Origin of the sequence: Aeromonas taiwanensis (assembly GCF_000820165.1) — a bacterium.
Classification (GTDB): Bacteria; Pseudomonadota; Gammaproteobacteria; order Enterobacterales; family Aeromonadaceae; genus Aeromonas; species Aeromonas taiwanensis.
Genome location: NZ_CDDD01000032.1, coordinates 1 through 15,103, shown reverse-complemented (window position 1 = coordinate 15,103; position 15,103 = coordinate 1). Strand labels below are relative to the sequence as shown.

Below are 15,103 nucleotides of genomic sequence, written 5' to 3'. Positions count from 1 at the left end.
CTAAATAACCAATACACCGAATAATCGACAAAACAAAAACCCAGGACAGAATCATAAAGTAAAAAGAATTATCCATCTGGACGTCTATCTTGACCCCTTGCCCCCGACTCACTACTGTAGGCCCCCCATGGTGGCAGGATGCCCGCCCTGTGTAGAGTCAATCCGGCCCGACACAGGTTGCGACAGGAGGTCATTGTTCAAGTTTCGAGGAACACATGATCCAGACCCAACCCAGTGCCAGAGCCCTGCTGCCCCTTCTGGTCTTTCTTGCTCTCTTTATCGGTACCGGTACCTGGCTGACCCTGCAGGGGGTCGAGTTCGCCTTTTACCAGTTGCCCGCCCCCGTCGCCGCCCTGCCCGCCGTCATGCTGGCCCTGATGCTGGGACGCGAGGGGTTCAACAAGAACCTGGAGACCTTCTTCAAGGGGGTCGGCGACAGCAACATCATGGCCATGTGCCTCATCTATCTGCTGGCGGGCGCCTTTGCCACCGTGGCCAAGGCCACCGGCGGGGTGGATGCCACGGTCGCCCTCGGTCTGTCGCTCATCCCGGGCTGGTGCCTGCTGCCGGGGCTCTTCCTCATCTCTGCCTTTATTGCCACCGCCATGGGCACCTCCATGGGCACCATAGGCGCCATCGCCCCCGTGGCCCTCGGCGTCGCCCAGGCCACCGGCATCGATCCGGTGCTGATGGCGGGCACCATCCTCTCCGGCGCCATGTTTGGCGACAACCTCTCCATCATCTCCGACACCACCATAGCCGCGACCCGCAGCCAGGGCTGCGAGATGAAGGACAAGTTCCGCGAGAACGTCAAGATTGCCGCCCCCGCCGCCGTGCTGGTGATCCTGGCCTATCTGATGCTGGGCTCCACGGGGGAGGCGCCGGCCCCCACCGCCGAGGCGGACGTGCTCAAGGTCGCGCCCTATCTGCTGATCCTGGTGCTGGCGCTCTCTGGCATGAACGTCTTCATGGTGCTGGGGCTCGGCATCATCGCCGCCGGCGGCGTGGGGATGATTGGCGGTTATCCCCTCGGCCAGTTCAGCAAGGACATCTATCAGGGCTTCACCAGCATGCAGGAGATCTTCCTGCTCTCCATGCTCATCGGCGGCCTCGGCGCCCTGATGGAGCGCCAGGGTGGCCTGGCCTGGATCAGCGCGCGCATCAGCGCCCTCATCGCCCGCTTCACCCGCAGCCACGACGGCGAGCAGAACGAGAAAGCGGCCGAGCTCGGCATCGCCGGGGTGGTGAGCCTCACCAACCTCTGTACCGCCAATAACACGGTGGCCATCATAGTGGCGAGCAAGGTGGCCCGGGATCTCGCCGAGCAGCACGGGGTCACCCCGCGCCGTGCCGCCTCCATGCTCGACATCTTCTCCTGCGTGGTGCAGGGGCTCATCCCCTGGGGCGCCCAGGCGCTGCTGCTGGGCTCCATCTTCGCGCTCTCGCCCCTGGCGGTGGTGAGCATGAGCTTCTACCCCATGGCGCTGGCCCTGGCCGCCGTCGCGGCTGTCTTCATCAAGCACCAGATGAGCGCGGTGGCGGCGCCCTCCCCCCGCGCCTGATTGTCCCTCCCAGGGCTGCCGCCAAGGCGGCCCTGGTCGGTGCGCTTTTCATCCCGCCGGCCCCTTGTTAAGGTAGCGCCACCCCCTTCCTCTCACAGGAGTCCCCATGCCGGATACCCAGCCCGAGCGGCAGACGTTGCGCCAGCTCATCCGCCAGCGCAGAAAGAGCCTGACCCAGGCCGAGCAGCAGGCCGCGGCCCAGCAGCTGGTCAGCCGTTTCCAGGAACACCCCGGGATCCTCGCGGCCAGGCGCATCGCCCTCTATCTGGCCAACGACGGGGAACTCGATCCCCTGCCCGCCATTCACTGGCTCTGGGCCCAGCAAAAAGAGGTCTTCCTGCCGGTGCTCCACCCCTTTACTCCGGGTCACCTGCTCTTCCTGCGCTACACCGCCACCAGCCCCATGACCCGCAACCGCTACGGCATCGCCGAGCCCGAGCTCGATGTGCAGCAGGTGGTGCCCCACAGCATGCTGGATCTCATCTGCACGCCCCTGGTGGCCTTCGATGCCACGGGCAACCGGCTCGGCATGGGGGGCGGCTACTACGATCGCACCCTGGCCTGCTGGCACGAGCACGGGCTGGGCCCAAGGCCCCTGGGACTGGCCCACGACTGCCAGCAGGTGGATGCCGTGCCGCAGGAGCAGTGGGACGTGCCGCTCCCCCAGATCATCACCCCCAGCCGCTGCTGGCACTTTGCGTGATCCCTGCAGACGGAGCCAGGATTGCCTCCTTCCCCGCCCCCCGGCTCAATAAACAGGCAAACGATTTACATCTTGGGGATTTTTGCGCCATAAGGTGAGCGCCATGGTCGCTCTGGGGAGGCGGCTTGGATATAATGCGCCCGCTTTTTCCATAAGGATCCATCATGACTCAAGATGAAATGAAGAAGGCGGCCGGTTGGGCTGCGCTCAAATACGTGGTGCCCGGTTCCATCGTCGGCGTCGGCACCGGCTCTACCGTCAATCACTTCATCGACGCACTGGCGACCATGAAAGACCAGATCAAGGGCGCGGTATCGAGCTCTGTGGCCTCCACCGAGCGCCTCAAGGGCTTTGGTATCCCGGTGTTTGACCTCAACGACATCGACGCCCTCTCCGTCTACGTGGACGGTGCCGACGAAATCAACGCCACCCGCGACATGATCAAGGGGGGCGGTGCCGCCCTGACCCGCGAGAAGATCGTGGCCGCCGTAGCCGACCAGTTCATCTGCATCATCGACAACACCAAGACCGTCGACGTCCTGGGCTCCTTCCCCCTGCCGGTGGAAGTGATCCCCATGGCCCGCGAATACGTGGCCCGCGAGATCCGTGCCCTGGGCGGCAACCCGGTGTGGCGTGAAGGGGTGGTCACCGACAACGGCAACCACATCCTGGACGTGAAGGGCATGGCCATCACCGACGCCAAGGGGCTGGAGATGCAGCTCAATGCCATCGTGGGCGTGGTCACCAACGGCCTGTTCGCCCACCGCGGCGCAGACGTGGTGCTGATCGGTACGCCCGAGGGCGTGGTCACCCGCTAAGGATCGGCCAGCGGGCGGCCGGCTCCCCTAATCTGGCTGTCCCGAATGGACAACGGCGTCTGATGGCGCCGTTTCTATTTATCCCTCAATGGCTTGGCGCAGCCCCTCTGCAAAAATCGTTGATAACTTCAAAGAATTTGACTTTCGTCACAAATATTCCCTCTCCCAAACGTTTTTGCTACTTTACGGTTTTCTTCACACTGCAAGCCTGAACGCATTTTCAAAAACAATAGAGGGAACGTCATGACAGCCAAGTTTTCGCTGGACAAGGATAAGATCAAGGTACTGCTGCTGGAGGGAGTCCATCCCAACACGGTGGAGACCTTTCGGGCCGCCGGTTACACCAATATCGAGTATCTGAAGACATCCCTGTCGGAAGAGGAGCTGATCGAGCGCATTCGTGACGTGCATTTCGTGGGCCTGCGTTCACGCACCCAGATCACCGAGAAGGTGCTGGACGCCGCCACCAGGCTGGTGGCCATCGGCTGTTTCTGCATCGGCACCAACCAGGTCTCCCTGGATTCCGCCCACGTGCGCGGCATTCCCGTCTTCAACGCCCCCTTCTCCAACACCCGCTCCGTGGCCGAGCTGGTACTGGGGGAGATCCTGCTGCTGCTGCGCGGTATCCCGGAGAAGAACGCCAAGTGCCATCGCGGCGTCTGGGAGAAGCTGGCCAACCGTTCGGTGGAGGCGCGTGGCAAGAAGCTCGGCATCATCGGCTACGGCCACATCGGCACCCAGCTTGGCATCATCGCCGAGATGATCGGCATGAAGGTCTACTACTACGACATCGAGAACAAGCTCTCCCTGGGCAACGCCATCCAGGTGCCCAACCTGGTCGAGCTGCTCAACATGTCCGACGTCATCAGCCTGCACGTGCCGGAGACCGCCTCCACCAAGGATCTCATAGGCGCCGAACAGCTGCGCATGATGAAACCGGGCGCCATCTTCATCAACGCCTCCCGCGGTACCGTGGTGGACATCGAGGCCCTGGCCGACTCCATCAAGAGCGGTCACCTGGCCGGCGCCGCCATCGACGTCTTCCCGGTGGAGCCCAAGTCCAACGACGAGGAGTTCCTGACCCCCCTGCGCGGCCTGGACAACGTCATCCTGACCCCCCACATCGGCGGCTCCACCCAGGAGGCCCAGGAGAACATCGGTCTGGAAGTGGCCAACAAGCTGGTCAAATACTCCGACAACGGCTCCACCCTCTCTGCCGTCAACTTCCCGGAAGTCTCCCTGCCGGGTCACAAGGGCTCCAGCCGCCTGCTGCACATTCACCGCAACCAGCCCGGCGTCATGAACCAGATCAACCAGATCTTCGCCGACGAGGGGATCAACATCGCCGGCCAATACCTGCAGACCAGCAGCGAAATCGGCTACGTGGTGATCGACGTGGAAACCGAGCACAGCGAGAAGGCCCTGGCCCGTCTCAAGGAGATCGGCGGCACCATCCGTGCCCGTATCCTCCACTGACAAGCCCTTATCTGCACAACAAAAAGCCCGTCGTGTTGACGGGCTTTTTTATGTCAGGAGAAAGGTTGCTCCCGCAACCTACCACCACCCCAGCAGATTGCGGCCCACCAGGGCGCCCCACACCAGGGCATTGAGGGCCAGGGCGATGAAGACGGCGGCGGAGCCCAGATCCTTGGCGCGGCCGGAGAGTTCGTGATGCTCGGAGCCGATGCGATCCACCACCGCCTCCACGGCGGAGTTGATCACCTCGACGATCACCACCAGCCAGCTGATGCAGACCAGCAGCAGGATCTCGTTGAGGGAGTCACCTATCCAGAATGCCAGCGGCATCAGCAGCAGGATCAGCACCAGCTCCTGGCGGAAGGCGGCCTCGTTGACCCAGGCTGATTTGAGACCCTTCATGCTGTAACCGGTTGCGTTGATGATGCGGGTGATCCCGGTTGCGCCTGGCTTTGCCACGATAACTACCTCATTTGAAATGGCTTTTAGGCTCACATCCTATCAGAGCCGCCCGAGGTTTCCATCGGGGGAGTTTTGCTTTATTTTATTCCCTTGCATTTTGGCGTCCCGCCCCCCTTATCCACTCGAGAATTGAGTCGTATGTCCATTCACACCGATGAATTGCGCACCCGTCGCCTGGAGTCCCTGATCACGCCCAGCGAGCTGGCGCACGCCTTCCCGTTAAACGACACCGTGGCCCAGAACCTGCTGGATGCCCGCCGCCAAGTGGAAGCCATTCTGGCCGGGGAAGATCAGCGCCTGCTGGTCATCGTCGGCCCCTGCTCCATCCACGATCCCGCCGCCGCCCACGAATACGCCCTGCGTCTGAACAAACTGCGTGAAGAGTACAAAGAGAGCCTGTGCATCGTGATGCGCACCTACTTCGAGAAGCCGCGCACCATCGTCGGCTGGAAGGGGCTCATCAACGATCCGCGCCTCGACGGCAGCTTCGACGTCAATGAAGGGTTGAAGCTGGCTCGCAAGCTGCTGGTCGACATCAACGAGACCGGCATGCCCACCGCCACCGAGTTCCTCGACATGGTGACCGGCCAGTACATCAGCGATCTCATCACCTGGGGTGCCATCGGTGCCCGCACCACCGAATCCCAGGTCCACCGCGAGATGGCCTCCGCTCTCTCCTGCCCGGTGGGGTTCAAGAACGGCACCGACGGCAATACCCGCATCGCCATCGATGCGGTGCGCGCCGCCCGTCACAGCCACATCTTCTACTCCCCGGACAAGGACGGCAAGATGACCATCTACCGTACCGCCGGCAACCCCTATGGCCATGTGATCCTGCGTGGTGGCCACCGACCCAACTACGACACCGCCAGCATCGACGAGGCGTGTGAAGCCCTGGCCCAGGTGGGCCTGCCCGAGCGCCTGGTGGTGGACTTCAGCCACGGCAACAGCATGAAGGATCACCGTCGTCAGCTGCTGGTGGCCCAGGACATCTGCGATCAGCTGCGCCGCGGCCGCACCGGCATCGCCGGCATCATGGCCGAGAGCTTCCTGGTGGAAGGGCGTCAGGACGTGGAAAACGGCTGTGCCGCGACCTTCGGCCAGAGCATCACGGATGCCTGCCTGTCCTGGGAAGACACCGAAACCCTGCTGGCCATGCTGGCAGAGGCCGCCAAGGTGCGTCTGGAGAAGCTGGGCTGAACAGCGAATAAAAGCAAAGGGGCCGGTATTCCTGATACTGGCCCCTTATTCTTGCAGGCGGCCGATTACGCTTCGCTAATCGACCCTACAAACGCTATCTCTCCTCTGCGCTCCGTTCTCAAAGACTCGGCATAAACCAGACCCGGCCCGCCGCCTCGATGCGCTCCGTCCTTATCTGGAACACCCGCTCCAGCAGCGCCGCGTCGATGGCCTCGACGCCCCCCTCGCTCACCACCTTGCCCTGCTGCAGGCAGAGAATGCGATCCGCCCAGTCGATGGCCAGGTTGATGTCGTGGATGGCGACCACCACCAGCAGCCCCTGTCCGGCCAGCCGCTTCAGCAACCGCAGCAGCGCCAGCTGATGGTGCAGATCCAGCCCCGCCAGGGGCTCGTCCAGCAGCAGGAGCCGCCCGGCCGGGTTCAGGCCCGGCCACAGCTGCAGCAGGGTGCGGGCGATCAGCACCCGTTGCTGCTCCCCGCCCGAGAGGCGACTGAAGTCCCGCGCCAGCAGGGCTTCCAGCTCCAGGGCCCCACAGATCTCGGCCACGGCCCGATTCTGCGCCTGCGCCTCCCCCTCTTCCCCCAGCCCCAGGCTCAGCACCTGGAACACCGGGATATGAAACAGCTGGGGCTGGCGCTGGGGCAGCATGGCCCGCCGCTTTGCAAGCTCGGGCCAGCTCAGGGCTGTGAGGGCCTCCCCTCCCAGCAAGACGACGCCCTCGGCTGGCAAGATGCCGGCCAGGGCCCCCAGCAGGCTCGACTTGCCACTGCCGTTGGGGCCGAGCAGCGCCACCAGCTGGCCCCCGCCCCAGGCGAGATCCAGGGGAGCGAGACGGTGGGCGATGGCGAGGGCGCGGGCCTCCAGCACGGGGAGCCCCTTGCCCGACAATTCAGGAGCCGGCATGGGCATCTTGCCTCAGCAACAGATAGATGAAGAGTGGCGCCCCCACCGAGGCGGTGATGACGCCGATGGGCAGTTCCCCGGCGTGCAGTGCCGAGCGGGCCACCAGATCGGCGCCGAGCAGCAGGGCCCCGCCGCCCAGCGCCGAGGCGGGCAGCAGGAAGCGCTGATCGCTGCCACCGCACAGGCGCAGCAGATGGGGCACCACCAGGCCGACGAAACCGATGACCCCGCACAGGGACACCGCCACGCCGGTGAGCAGGCAGACCGCCAGCACCAACCGCACCCGCATGCGCTCCACGTTCATACCCATGAGGCGGGCCTGGGTCTCCCCCAGCAGCAACTGCTGCAACGCCCGCCCCTGCAGGCAGAGCCAGCCGAGGGTCAGCGGCAGCACCAGCCACCACCAGGCGAACTGCTGGCTGCCGTAGGCGAGGCTGCCCATCATCCAGAACATGTATTCCCGCAGGGCGCCGTCATCGGCAAAGTACATCAGCCAGGTCATGGCGGCGTTGGTGAGGATGCCGATGGCCACCCCGAACAGCAGCAGCCGGGTATGGCCGAGCCGCGCCCGGCGGGCCAGCTGTATGAGCAGCATGGTCACCACCAGGGCGCCGCCAAAGGCCGCGAAGGAGAGCCCCCATCCCGGCAGGTAGATGCCGAGGGCCTTGGCCACCGCCATGGCCACCATGGCGGCAAGGCCCGCACCGCTCGAGACCCCGAGCAGGCCGGGTTCGGCCACCGGGTTGTGCAGCATCACCTGGAGCACGGCCCCGCCACAGGCGAGCGCCGCCCCTGCCAGCAGAGCCAGCACGGCACGGGGCAGCCGCAGATCCAGCAGGATGCGCAGCTCCAGCTCCCCCAGGGGATGCCAGGGCAGCAGCACGAACTCCCCCCAGGCGAGGGAGAGCAGGAACAGGGCCAGGGTCAACAGCGCCAGGGCGAGCAGCCAGCGGCGCTGCCAGCGCTGCTGGCGATGGATGAGAGCGAGATACACGCGGGGTCCCCGAGATGAGACGGATGCCCGTCCCCGGGGGACAGGCAGGAAAGCTGCATGATAACAGCGTGTTACCACCCGAGGTCAAGGCTGGTAGGGCTTGGCCAGCGCCGCTATCTCGCCGCTCTCCACCATGGCTTGCAACGCCTGCGCCAGCTTGGGGCCGAGGGCGTGGTGGGGTGAGCGCTTGCTCATGCCCAGATAGAGCACCACGGGATGAGGGGGACGATAGGCCGCCTTCACGAGTTCGCCGGCATTGTGCTGGCTCAGTGCGTAGTCCACCTGGCAGTCGGTGCCGATCATCAGGGGCAGGTGCCCCCGCTCCACCATGCGCTGCAGCTGATCCTCGGTGGGCACGCCGTGCTTCTTGAGCCCGGTGTCCCCGTCGAAGGGGGAGAAATAGGCGGAGTTGAGCACATAGCCTATCTCCCGGCCACGGAGATCCCCGTAGGTGTTCAGGGTCGCCACCGCCGCCGCCTTGCCATAGAAGGCCGGCTGGCACTGGTAATAGGCCGGTTGCAGGTAGTCGATGAAGGTCGCCCGCGCCTCTGTGTGGGCCAGCCCTATCATCAGATCCGCCTGACCGGTCTGCATCTGCTTGAGGGCACGCCCCCAGGGCACCCGCTTGAGGGTCATCGCTATGCCGCTGCGCGCCTGCAACTGGCGCAGAATGTCGATGTCCAGACCATGGAACTCATCATTCTGCGTGATCATGCGAAATGGCGGCCACACATCGGTGACCACTGTCAGGGTTGGCGCGCCCTTTGCCAAAACCATCACAGGCGCCCAGCTGGCAAACAGCAGACCAAGCACACCCCGGCTTGTCTTGCCCATCCCGTTCAACCTTATTTTGACATCCTGTGGGTTAAAAATACCCTCTGACGCCCCTTATGGAAACCCAGGGAGTCGAGATAAAATGCATTGATTTTAAAGGAGAACCTAATGAACCCTATCGTGACCAGTATAGGTCTGCTCATCTGCAGCAACGTCTTCATGACCTTTGCCTGGTATGCCCACCTCAAGAGCATGAACCACAAACCCTGGATCATCGCCGCCCTGGTCAGCTGGGGCATCGCCCTGTTTGAATACCTGTTGCAGGTGCCCGCCAACCGCATCGGCCACACCGTGCTGTCGGTCGGCCAGCTCAAGATCCTGCAGGAGGTGATCACCCTCACCGTGTTCGTGCCCTTCTCCATCTTCTACCTCAAAGAGGATCTGAAATGGGACTACCTCTGGGCCGGCCTGTGCATCCTGGGCGCGGTGTTTTTTGTGTTCCGTGAAAAACTGACCGGTGCCTGAGGCTGTACACTCAAGCACGGCGCTCCCCTATCCCTTTGATTGACGAGGCAACACATGGAATTGAGAGACATGCTACAGATGCTGGCCAAACAGGATGGCTCCGACCTCTATCTCTCGACCGGCGCCCCCCCCTGCGCCAAGTTCAACGGCGCCCTGCGCCCCCTCAGCCAGGCCCTGCTCGAACCCGGTGAAGTGGCCCGCATCGCCGACGGCATCATGGATGCCGAGCAGAAGCAGCAGTTCGAGAAGGAGCTGGAGATGAACCTCGCCATCTCCCTGCCCCAGATAGGCCGCTTTCGGGTCAATATCTTCAAGCAGCGCAACGAAGTCTCCCTGGTGGCGCGCAACATCAAGACCGAGATCCCCCGCTTCGAGGACCTGAAGCTCCCCCCCGTGCTGCTCGATACCATCATGGAGAAGCGCGGCCTGGTGCTCTTCGTCGGTGGCACAGGCTCGGGCAAGTCCACGTCGCTCGCGGCCCTCATCGATCACCGCAACCGCAACAGCGGCGGCCACATCATCACCATCGAGGATCCGGTGGAGTTCGTCCATCGCCACCACAAGTGCATCATCAACCAGCGGGAGGTGGGGGTGGATACCCGCAGCTTCCACGCAGCGCTGAAGAACACCCTGCGTCAGGCACCGGACGTCATCCTCATCGGCGAAATTCGCGATCGGGAGACCATGGAGCATGCCCTCGCCTTCTCCGAGACCGGGCACCTGGCCATCTCCACCCTGCACGCCAACAACGCCAACCAGGCGCTGGACCGCATCATCAACTTCTTCCCCGAGGAGCGCCGCCCCCAGCTGCTCAACGATCTGGGCAACAACCTCAAGGCCTTCGTCTCCCAGCGTCTGGTGAAGACCACGGACGGCGGACGGCGGGCGGCGGTGGAGGTGATGCTCGGCACCCACACGGTGCGCGACCTCATCAAGCGCGGCGAGTTTGGCGGCCTCAAGGAGATCATGGAGAAATCCAGGGCCCTTGGCATGGTCACCTTCGACAGCACCCTGTTCGATCTCGTGGTGGAGGGGGTCATCGACGAGGAGGAGGCGGTGAAGAACGCGGACTCCCAGAACAACCTGCGCCTCAAGATCAAACTCTGGCGCGAGAAGGGGCAGATAGGCAACAGCGCGGCGGCCAGCGGCTGGAGCCTGGAACCCACCAAGGACGATGAGGATCTGTTCTAGCCGCACAGCAGGCAACAAAAAGGGAACCCTCGGGTTCCCTTTTTTCATGCGTGTTCAGCCGCGCTGCACCAGCCCTATCCGGCCTGGCTCGCACCACTCGAACATCACCTCCTCGCTCTTGCCGCAGCAGGAGCCGCCACAGAGCCGGGTCTCGCGCTTGGCGACGCGCCCCTTGCGCATCCAGACCCCCAGCATGGCCTCCACCGCATCCTCGGAGGTGTGAAAGCGCCGGGCCAGCTCCTGCCGGCTCACCCGCCGATGCTCGGCCAGGTACTCCCCCAGATCCCGCAATATCATGAGCTTGCCTCCTCTTTGGCGCCCGCCAGTCCCGTCACAGGGTGACCACCCTGCGGGCGACGATGTCGCCGTGACGGCGGCCGAGCCACCAGATCAACACCAGCGAGCCGCCGTAGCTTCCCACCCACATCAGGCTCTGGGTAGGGTGCGCGGCATAGGTCGCGAGCTGGTAGAACACGGTGGCACACAGGAAGGCCACGTAGTTGCACCAGGCGGCGGTGAACAGGGCCCACTGGCGGCCCGTCTCCCGCACCAGGGCGCCCATGGCGGCGGCGCAGGGCATGTAGAGCAGCACGAACAAGAGGTAGGCGAAGGCCCCGGCCACCCCGTCGAAGTGGGTCTGCATGTTGCCGTAGGTGGAGGTATCCACCTCCTGGGCCTCGGCTGCCGCCTGCCTGTCCGCCAGATCCCCCACCTTGATCCCCATGGGGTCGGTAGGGTCGATGTCCGCCAGGTTGGCGGGGATGGTGGCCAGCGCCTCCTGCAGGCTGCCGAGCAGGGAGTATTCACTCTCCTCCCCGTCGCCTGCACTTCCTGCATAGAGGCTGTTGAGGGTGGCGACCACCGCCTCCTTGGCGAAGATGCCGGTCAGGATGCCGACCGTGGCCTGCCAGTTGTCGTCCCGCACGCCGATGGGGTGCAGCACCGGGGTCACGGACTGGCTCAGCTGGCTCAGCACCGAGCGCTCCTGATCCTGGTTGCCGAAGCTGCCGTCGGTGCCGAGGGAATTGAGCACGCTCAGCACCGCCACCATCAGTACGATGGTCTTGCCGGCGCCGAAGATGAAGCCCTTGAGTTTTTGCCAGGTGCGGATACCCACGTCCACCGGACGGGGCCACTCGTAGTCCGGCATCTCCATCACCATGGCGTCGCTCTTGCCCGGCAGCAGGGTGCTGCGCAGGAAGAGGCCGGTGAGCACGGCCACCAGGATGCCGAACAGATAGAGACCGAACACCAGGTTCTGGCCCGACTCGGGGAAGAAGGCCACCGCGAACAGGGCGTAGACCGGCAGACGGGCGCCGCACGACATGAAGGGGGCCATGGCCGAGGTCATCAGCCGCTCCCGCTCCGACCCCAGGGTGCGGGTCGCCATTACCGCGGGCACGGTGCAGCCAAAGCCCATCAGCATGGGGACGAACGCCTTGCCGGGCAGGCCGAGGCGGCGCATCAGGGCGTCCACCACGAAGGCCGCCCGGGCCAGATAGCCGGAGCTCTCCAGCATGGCGAGGAACAGGAAGAGGCAGCCCACCACGGGGATGAAGGTCGCCACCGTCTGCAGGCCGGCACCGATGCCGTCCGCGAGCACGGCCCCGAGCCAGTCGGGGGCACTCATCAGCCCCAGCAGGTGGTGCACCCCGTCCACGAACAGGGCCCCCCCCAGGATGTCGAAGAAGTCGATGAAGGCGCTGCCCACCTTGATGGCGAACATGAACATCAGGTACATCACCAGCAGGAAGAAGGGGATGCCCACCCAGCGGTTGAGCAGCACCCTGTCCAGCCGCTCGCTCTGGGCGACGGTGAGCTTGCCCTGCCGGCGGCACGCCTGCTGGCACCAGTGATGGATGTGGCCGTAGCGCAAGTCCGCCAGCTGCAGATCGATGTCCTGGGCGTGGTGGGCGCGGCTCACCAGGTTGGTGGCGGCGGCCTGCTGACCCGCCATCAGGGTCTCCTGCATGGCGACGTCCTCCTCCAGCAAGCGCAGGGCACGACCCCGGCCATTCAGGTGGTGGGGGGCGAGCAGGGCCTCCAGCTCGGCGAGCTCCCTCTCCAGGGGCTGGCCATAATCGAGCTCCAGGGCCTGCTGGGGCTGGCCGATGAACTGATGGATCCTGGCCTTGAAGGCCGCCACCTGCTGGCGGTTGTGGGCCGAGAGCGACACCACGGGGCAGCCGAGCGCCTGGCCGAGCAGCCCCTCGTCGATGGTGATGCGGCGTTTTTGCAGCAGATCCAGCTTGTTGAGCACCACCACCATGGGCAGCCCCAGCTCCCGCAGCTGCAGGGTGAGGTAGAGGGAGCGCTCCAGGTTCGCGGCGTCGATGACGTTGAGCAGCAGATCCGGCTGCTGGCGCTGGACGAAGCGGCTGGCGATCTGCTCGTCCAGGCTCGCCTCCTGGTTCGCCAGGGCATAGATGCCGGGCAGATCCACCAGGGTGTAATCGTGCCCCCCGGCGGTAAACTCCCCCATCTTCTTATCGACGGTGACCCCGCTCCAGTTGCCCACCTGCTGGCGGGCGCCGGTCAGGGCGTTGAACAGGGAGGTCTTGCCGCTGTTGGGGTTGCCGACCGTGACCAGGTTGTAGCTCATACCGGTGTCACCTCGATACTGTTGTGGGCCAGGCTCTGTGCTTGTGGGGCATTCATTCCGATAAGACCCGGCATTGAGAAAACGATGAAATGTGAAGCGTGATTCATACCGGCTCCACCTCTATCTGACGGGCCAGGCTCTTTTGCATGGAGAGGCAGATCCCCTGACACTGGATCTGGAGCGGATCCCCGAGGGGGGCGGTACGCAGATAGAGGATCTCGGTCTGGGGCAGCAGCCCCATCACCATCAGCTTGCGCCGCAGGGGACGACCAAGGTGGTTCATGTTCTTGATGCGAGCACTCTGCCCCGGCGACAACTGTGTGAGTACCATGACGGGCTCCTGAAGTTAAACAAGAATAATTCGCTTTTAATGGGGGGATTATAAGCTGTGCCCCCAACATTAATTTGCGTAAAATCAAACTCCGCTTCGCTAACCGACAAAGAATTGCCATGAGTCACGACAACAACAGCCGCCTGGTCTACAGCACGGACGGCGGCATGATCAAGGAATCCGCCCCCGCCCAGAACGCCTCCCCCTTCCCCGCCGACGGGGTCGTGCGCATCCGCCGCGAAACCAAGGGACGCAAGGGCGCCGGGGTCATCAGCATCCACGGCGTGCCCGCCGATCAGCAGAAGGCCCTCGCCACCCTGCTCAAGAAGAAGTGCGGCACCGGCGGCGGCCTGAAGGAGGGCGTCATCGAGATCCAGGGGGACAAACGGGACCTGATCAAGGCCGAACTGGAGAAGGCGGGCTTTCAGGTCAAGCTGGTAGGCGGTTGATCTGCTTGTCTCTCCCGCGCTTTTTCCCTAGAATGCCGGCTCCCATCGAGGGGGAGTAGTCTCGCCACGGGTATCACCCGGCGCGACCCTGATCAACATACTTGGTGCCAACTCACCATGGTCAGGGTGATCCGGTCAAAGCCGGATTTGACAAGACCTTTGACGGGCCAGTGCCACAACCGGGGACGGATGGCGCAGGCTTGTCTTTGGTTTATAACAATTCCGTCCCCCGGTCATATTTATGGAAGCCTTGTTAACCTCCACCCTGAGCGTGGCCATCGCCGAGATCGGCGACAAGACCCAGCTCCTGGCGTTGTTGCTCATCTGTCGTTTTCGCAAACCCTGGCCCATCATCGCCGGCATGCTGGCCGCTACCCTGCTCAACCATGCGGGTGCTGCCTGGATTGGGGAGTTCATCAGCCGCTGGATGGACCCCAAGGTGATGACCTGGCTGGTGGCCGGTGCCTTCATCGCCATGGCCGCCTGGATCCTGGTGCCGGACAAGATGGACGACGAAGAGAGTTCCCTGGACAAGTACGGCCCCTTCATGGCCACCTTCGTGCTCTTCTTCATCGCCGAGATCGGCGACAAGACCCAGATAGCCACAGTGCTGCTGGCGGCCAAGTACGATTCCCTGGTCCAGGTCATCACCGGTACCACCCTCGGCATGATGCTGGCCAACGTTCCCGTGGTGCTGATCGGCAAGCTCGGGGCCGACAAGCTGCCCCTCAAGGGGATCCGCATCGCCTGCGCCATCCTCTTCGTGGGCCTGGGCGTCAGCACCCTGATCTTCGTCTGACGAACCGGACACAAGGCAGTGGGATCAGCGTGAGCACTGATCAACACCGCCACCCCGGTCGTCACCCCGGCCCCCGCCTCACGGCGGGGGCTTTTTCATCTCTGCGCTTTCATCTCTGCGCCCCCTGCCGTCGCCTTCACGCCGCCAGATCTGCCCCACAGCACGGCGCCATGCCATAATGCCTTACATTTCAGGCACGACGGCATCAGGAGCCTCGCCATGCACGTCACCTCAAGACAGACCCTGCTCGACTGGGTCAGACGCGGTCACCTCCCCCGGGAGTCCCTGCCCGCCGCCCTCGCGCACTGTGAGC

General features: G+C 64.0%; 16 protein-coding genes. 9 read left to right on the top strand and 7 right to left on the bottom strand.

Annotated features, from left to right (window positions below; translation table 11 throughout):
• The first annotated feature begins 215 nt into the window (after positions 1 to 215).
• The 4 genes from BN1136_RS05645 to serA all read left to right on the top strand — a co-directional run bounded on the left by BN1136_RS05645 (position 216) and on the right by serA (position 4,559).
• Positions 216 to 1,562: a Na+/H+ antiporter NhaC family protein gene (locus tag BN1136_RS05645; RefSeq protein WP_043759658.1), complete on the top strand. Its 1,347-nt coding sequence runs from the start codon at positions 216 to 218 to the stop codon at positions 1,560 to 1,562.
• A gap of 106 nt (positions 1,563 to 1,668) precedes the next feature.
• A complete protein-coding gene (locus BN1136_RS05640; RefSeq protein ID WP_043759656.1) occupies positions 1,669 to 2,265 on the top strand; it encodes a 5-formyltetrahydrofolate cyclo-ligase in 597 nt (198 codons plus the stop codon).
• Between the two features lie 164 nt (positions 2,266 to 2,429).
• Entirely contained in the window at positions 2,430 to 3,083 is a 654-nt protein-coding gene (gene rpiA, locus BN1136_RS05635; protein WP_043759655.1) for a ribose-5-phosphate isomerase RpiA, read from the top strand.
• 243 nt (positions 3,084 to 3,326) lie between these two features.
• Positions 3,327 to 4,559: a phosphoglycerate dehydrogenase gene (gene serA / locus BN1136_RS05630; protein WP_043759653.1), complete on the top strand. Its 1,233-nt coding sequence runs from the start codon at positions 3,327 to 3,329 to the stop codon at positions 4,557 to 4,559.
• 78 nt (positions 4,560 to 4,637) lie between these two features.
• On the opposite strand, the gene BN1136_RS05625 is transcribed toward serA, so the two are convergent.
• The gene (locus BN1136_RS05625) at positions 4,638 to 5,018 is read right to left on the bottom strand and encodes a diacylglycerol kinase (RefSeq protein ID WP_043759652.1); all 381 of its coding nucleotides are present in this window, start codon (positions 5,016 to 5,018) and stop codon (positions 4,638 to 4,640) included.
• 141 nt (positions 5,019 to 5,159) lie between these two features.
• Here BN1136_RS05625 and BN1136_RS05620 point away from each other — a divergent pair, with 141 nt between their 5' ends.
• Entirely contained in the window at positions 5,160 to 6,221 is a 1,062-nt protein-coding gene (locus tag BN1136_RS05620; protein ID WP_043759650.1) for a 3-deoxy-7-phosphoheptulonate synthase, read from the top strand.
• 118 nt (positions 6,222 to 6,339) lie between these two features.
• Here the strand turns inward: BN1136_RS05620 and BN1136_RS05615 are convergent, their stop codons facing one another.
• The 3 genes from BN1136_RS05615 to BN1136_RS05605 form a co-directional block, all read right to left on the bottom strand.
• Positions 6,340 to 7,125 (bottom strand): ATP-binding cassette domain-containing protein, encoded by a 786-nt coding sequence (locus BN1136_RS05615; RefSeq protein WP_052365670.1) that lies wholly within the window; start codon positions 7,123 to 7,125, stop codon positions 6,340 to 6,342.
• The gene (btuC, locus tag BN1136_RS05610) at positions 7,112 to 8,119 is read right to left on the bottom strand and encodes a vitamin B12 ABC transporter permease BtuC (RefSeq protein ID WP_043759648.1); all 1,008 of its coding nucleotides are present in this window, start codon (positions 8,117 to 8,119) and stop codon (positions 7,112 to 7,114) included. The genes BN1136_RS05615 and btuC overlap by 14 nt, the downstream gene beginning before the upstream one ends.
• Before the next feature lie 84 nt (positions 8,120 to 8,203).
• Positions 8,204 to 8,953 (bottom strand): substrate-binding periplasmic protein, encoded by a 750-nt coding sequence (locus BN1136_RS05605; RefSeq protein ID WP_043759646.1) that lies wholly within the window; start codon positions 8,951 to 8,953, stop codon positions 8,204 to 8,206.
• A gap of 108 nt (positions 8,954 to 9,061) precedes the next feature.
• On the opposite strand from BN1136_RS05605, the gene BN1136_RS05600 reads away from it, so the two are divergent.
• Both BN1136_RS05600 and tapW read left to right on the top strand, forming a co-directional pair.
• Positions 9,062 to 9,418 (top strand): DMT family protein, encoded by a 357-nt coding sequence (locus tag BN1136_RS05600; protein WP_025327402.1) that lies wholly within the window; start codon positions 9,062 to 9,064, stop codon positions 9,416 to 9,418.
• Between the two features lie 54 nt (positions 9,419 to 9,472).
• Positions 9,473 to 10,609: a type IVa pilus ATPase TapW gene (tapW, locus tag BN1136_RS05595; RefSeq protein WP_043808178.1), complete on the top strand. Its 1,137-nt coding sequence runs from the start codon at positions 9,473 to 9,475 to the stop codon at positions 10,607 to 10,609.
• A gap of 54 nt (positions 10,610 to 10,663) precedes the next feature.
• Here the strand turns inward: tapW and BN1136_RS05590 are convergent, their stop codons facing one another.
• From BN1136_RS05590 to BN1136_RS05580, 3 genes are all read right to left on the bottom strand, one after another.
• Positions 10,664 to 10,906, bottom strand: a complete 243-nt coding sequence (locus BN1136_RS05590; RefSeq protein ID WP_043759644.1) for a FeoC-like transcriptional regulator — start codon at positions 10,904 to 10,906, stop codon at positions 10,664 to 10,666.
• Between the two features lie 34 nt (positions 10,907 to 10,940).
• On the bottom strand, positions 10,941 to 13,211 hold the full coding sequence (gene feoB, locus BN1136_RS05585; protein ID WP_043759642.1) for a Fe(2+) transporter permease subunit FeoB: 2,271 nt from the start codon (positions 13,209 to 13,211) through the stop codon (positions 10,941 to 10,943).
• A gap of 103 nt (positions 13,212 to 13,314) precedes the next feature.
• Positions 13,315 to 13,542: a FeoA family protein gene (locus BN1136_RS05580; protein WP_043759641.1), complete on the bottom strand. Its 228-nt coding sequence runs from the start codon at positions 13,540 to 13,542 to the stop codon at positions 13,315 to 13,317.
• A gap of 119 nt (positions 13,543 to 13,661) precedes the next feature.
• On the opposite strand from BN1136_RS05580, the gene BN1136_RS05575 reads away from it, so the two are divergent.
• Both BN1136_RS05575 and BN1136_RS05570 read left to right on the top strand, forming a co-directional pair.
• Entirely contained in the window at positions 13,662 to 13,991 is a 330-nt protein-coding gene (locus BN1136_RS05575) for a translation initiation factor (protein WP_043759639.1), read from the top strand.
• A gap of 241 nt (positions 13,992 to 14,232) precedes the next feature.
• Positions 14,233 to 14,790: a TMEM165/GDT1 family protein gene (locus tag BN1136_RS05570; RefSeq protein WP_043759638.1), complete on the top strand. Its 558-nt coding sequence runs from the start codon at positions 14,233 to 14,235 to the stop codon at positions 14,788 to 14,790.
• Positions 14,791 to 15,103: the final 313 nt, after the last annotated feature.

Coding starts and splice junctions, on each gene's coding strand:
- BN1136_RS05645 (WP_043759658.1), top strand. CDS start 216: ATGATCCAGACCCAACCCAGTGCCAGAGCCCTGCTGCCCCTTCTGGTC.
- BN1136_RS05640 (WP_043759656.1), top strand. CDS start 1,669: ATGCCGGATACCCAGCCCGAGCGGCAGACGTTGCGCCAGCTCATCCGC.
- rpiA (WP_043759655.1), top strand. CDS start 2,430: ATGACTCAAGATGAAATGAAGAAGGCGGCCGGTTGGGCTGCGCTCAAA.
- serA (WP_043759653.1), top strand. CDS start 3,327: ATGACAGCCAAGTTTTCGCTGGACAAGGATAAGATCAAGGTACTGCTG.
- BN1136_RS05620 (WP_043759650.1), top strand. CDS start 5,160: ATGTCCATTCACACCGATGAATTGCGCACCCGTCGCCTGGAGTCCCTG.
- BN1136_RS05615 (WP_052365670.1), bottom strand. CDS start 7,125: ATGCCGGCTCCTGAATTGTCGGGCAAGGGGCTCCCCGTGCTGGAGGCC.
- BN1136_RS05605 (WP_043759646.1), bottom strand. CDS start 8,953: ATGGGCAAGACAAGCCGGGGTGTGCTTGGTCTGCTGTTTGCCAGCTGG.
- BN1136_RS05600 (WP_025327402.1), top strand. CDS start 9,062: ATGAACCCTATCGTGACCAGTATAGGTCTGCTCATCTGCAGCAACGTC.
- tapW (WP_043808178.1), top strand. CDS start 9,473: ATGGAATTGAGAGACATGCTACAGATGCTGGCCAAACAGGATGGCTCC.
- BN1136_RS05590 (WP_043759644.1), bottom strand. CDS start 10,906: ATGATATTGCGGGATCTGGGGGAGTACCTGGCCGAGCATCGGCGGGTG.
- feoB (WP_043759642.1), bottom strand. CDS start 13,211: ATGAGCTACAACCTGGTCACGGTCGGCAACCCCAACAGCGGCAAGACC.
- BN1136_RS05580 (WP_043759641.1), bottom strand. CDS start 13,542: ATGGTACTCACACAGTTGTCGCCGGGGCAGAGTGCTCGCATCAAGAAC.
- BN1136_RS05575 (WP_043759639.1), top strand. CDS start 13,662: ATGAGTCACGACAACAACAGCCGCCTGGTCTACAGCACGGACGGCGGC.
- BN1136_RS05570 (WP_043759638.1), top strand. CDS start 14,233: ATGGAAGCCTTGTTAACCTCCACCCTGAGCGTGGCCATCGCCGAGATC.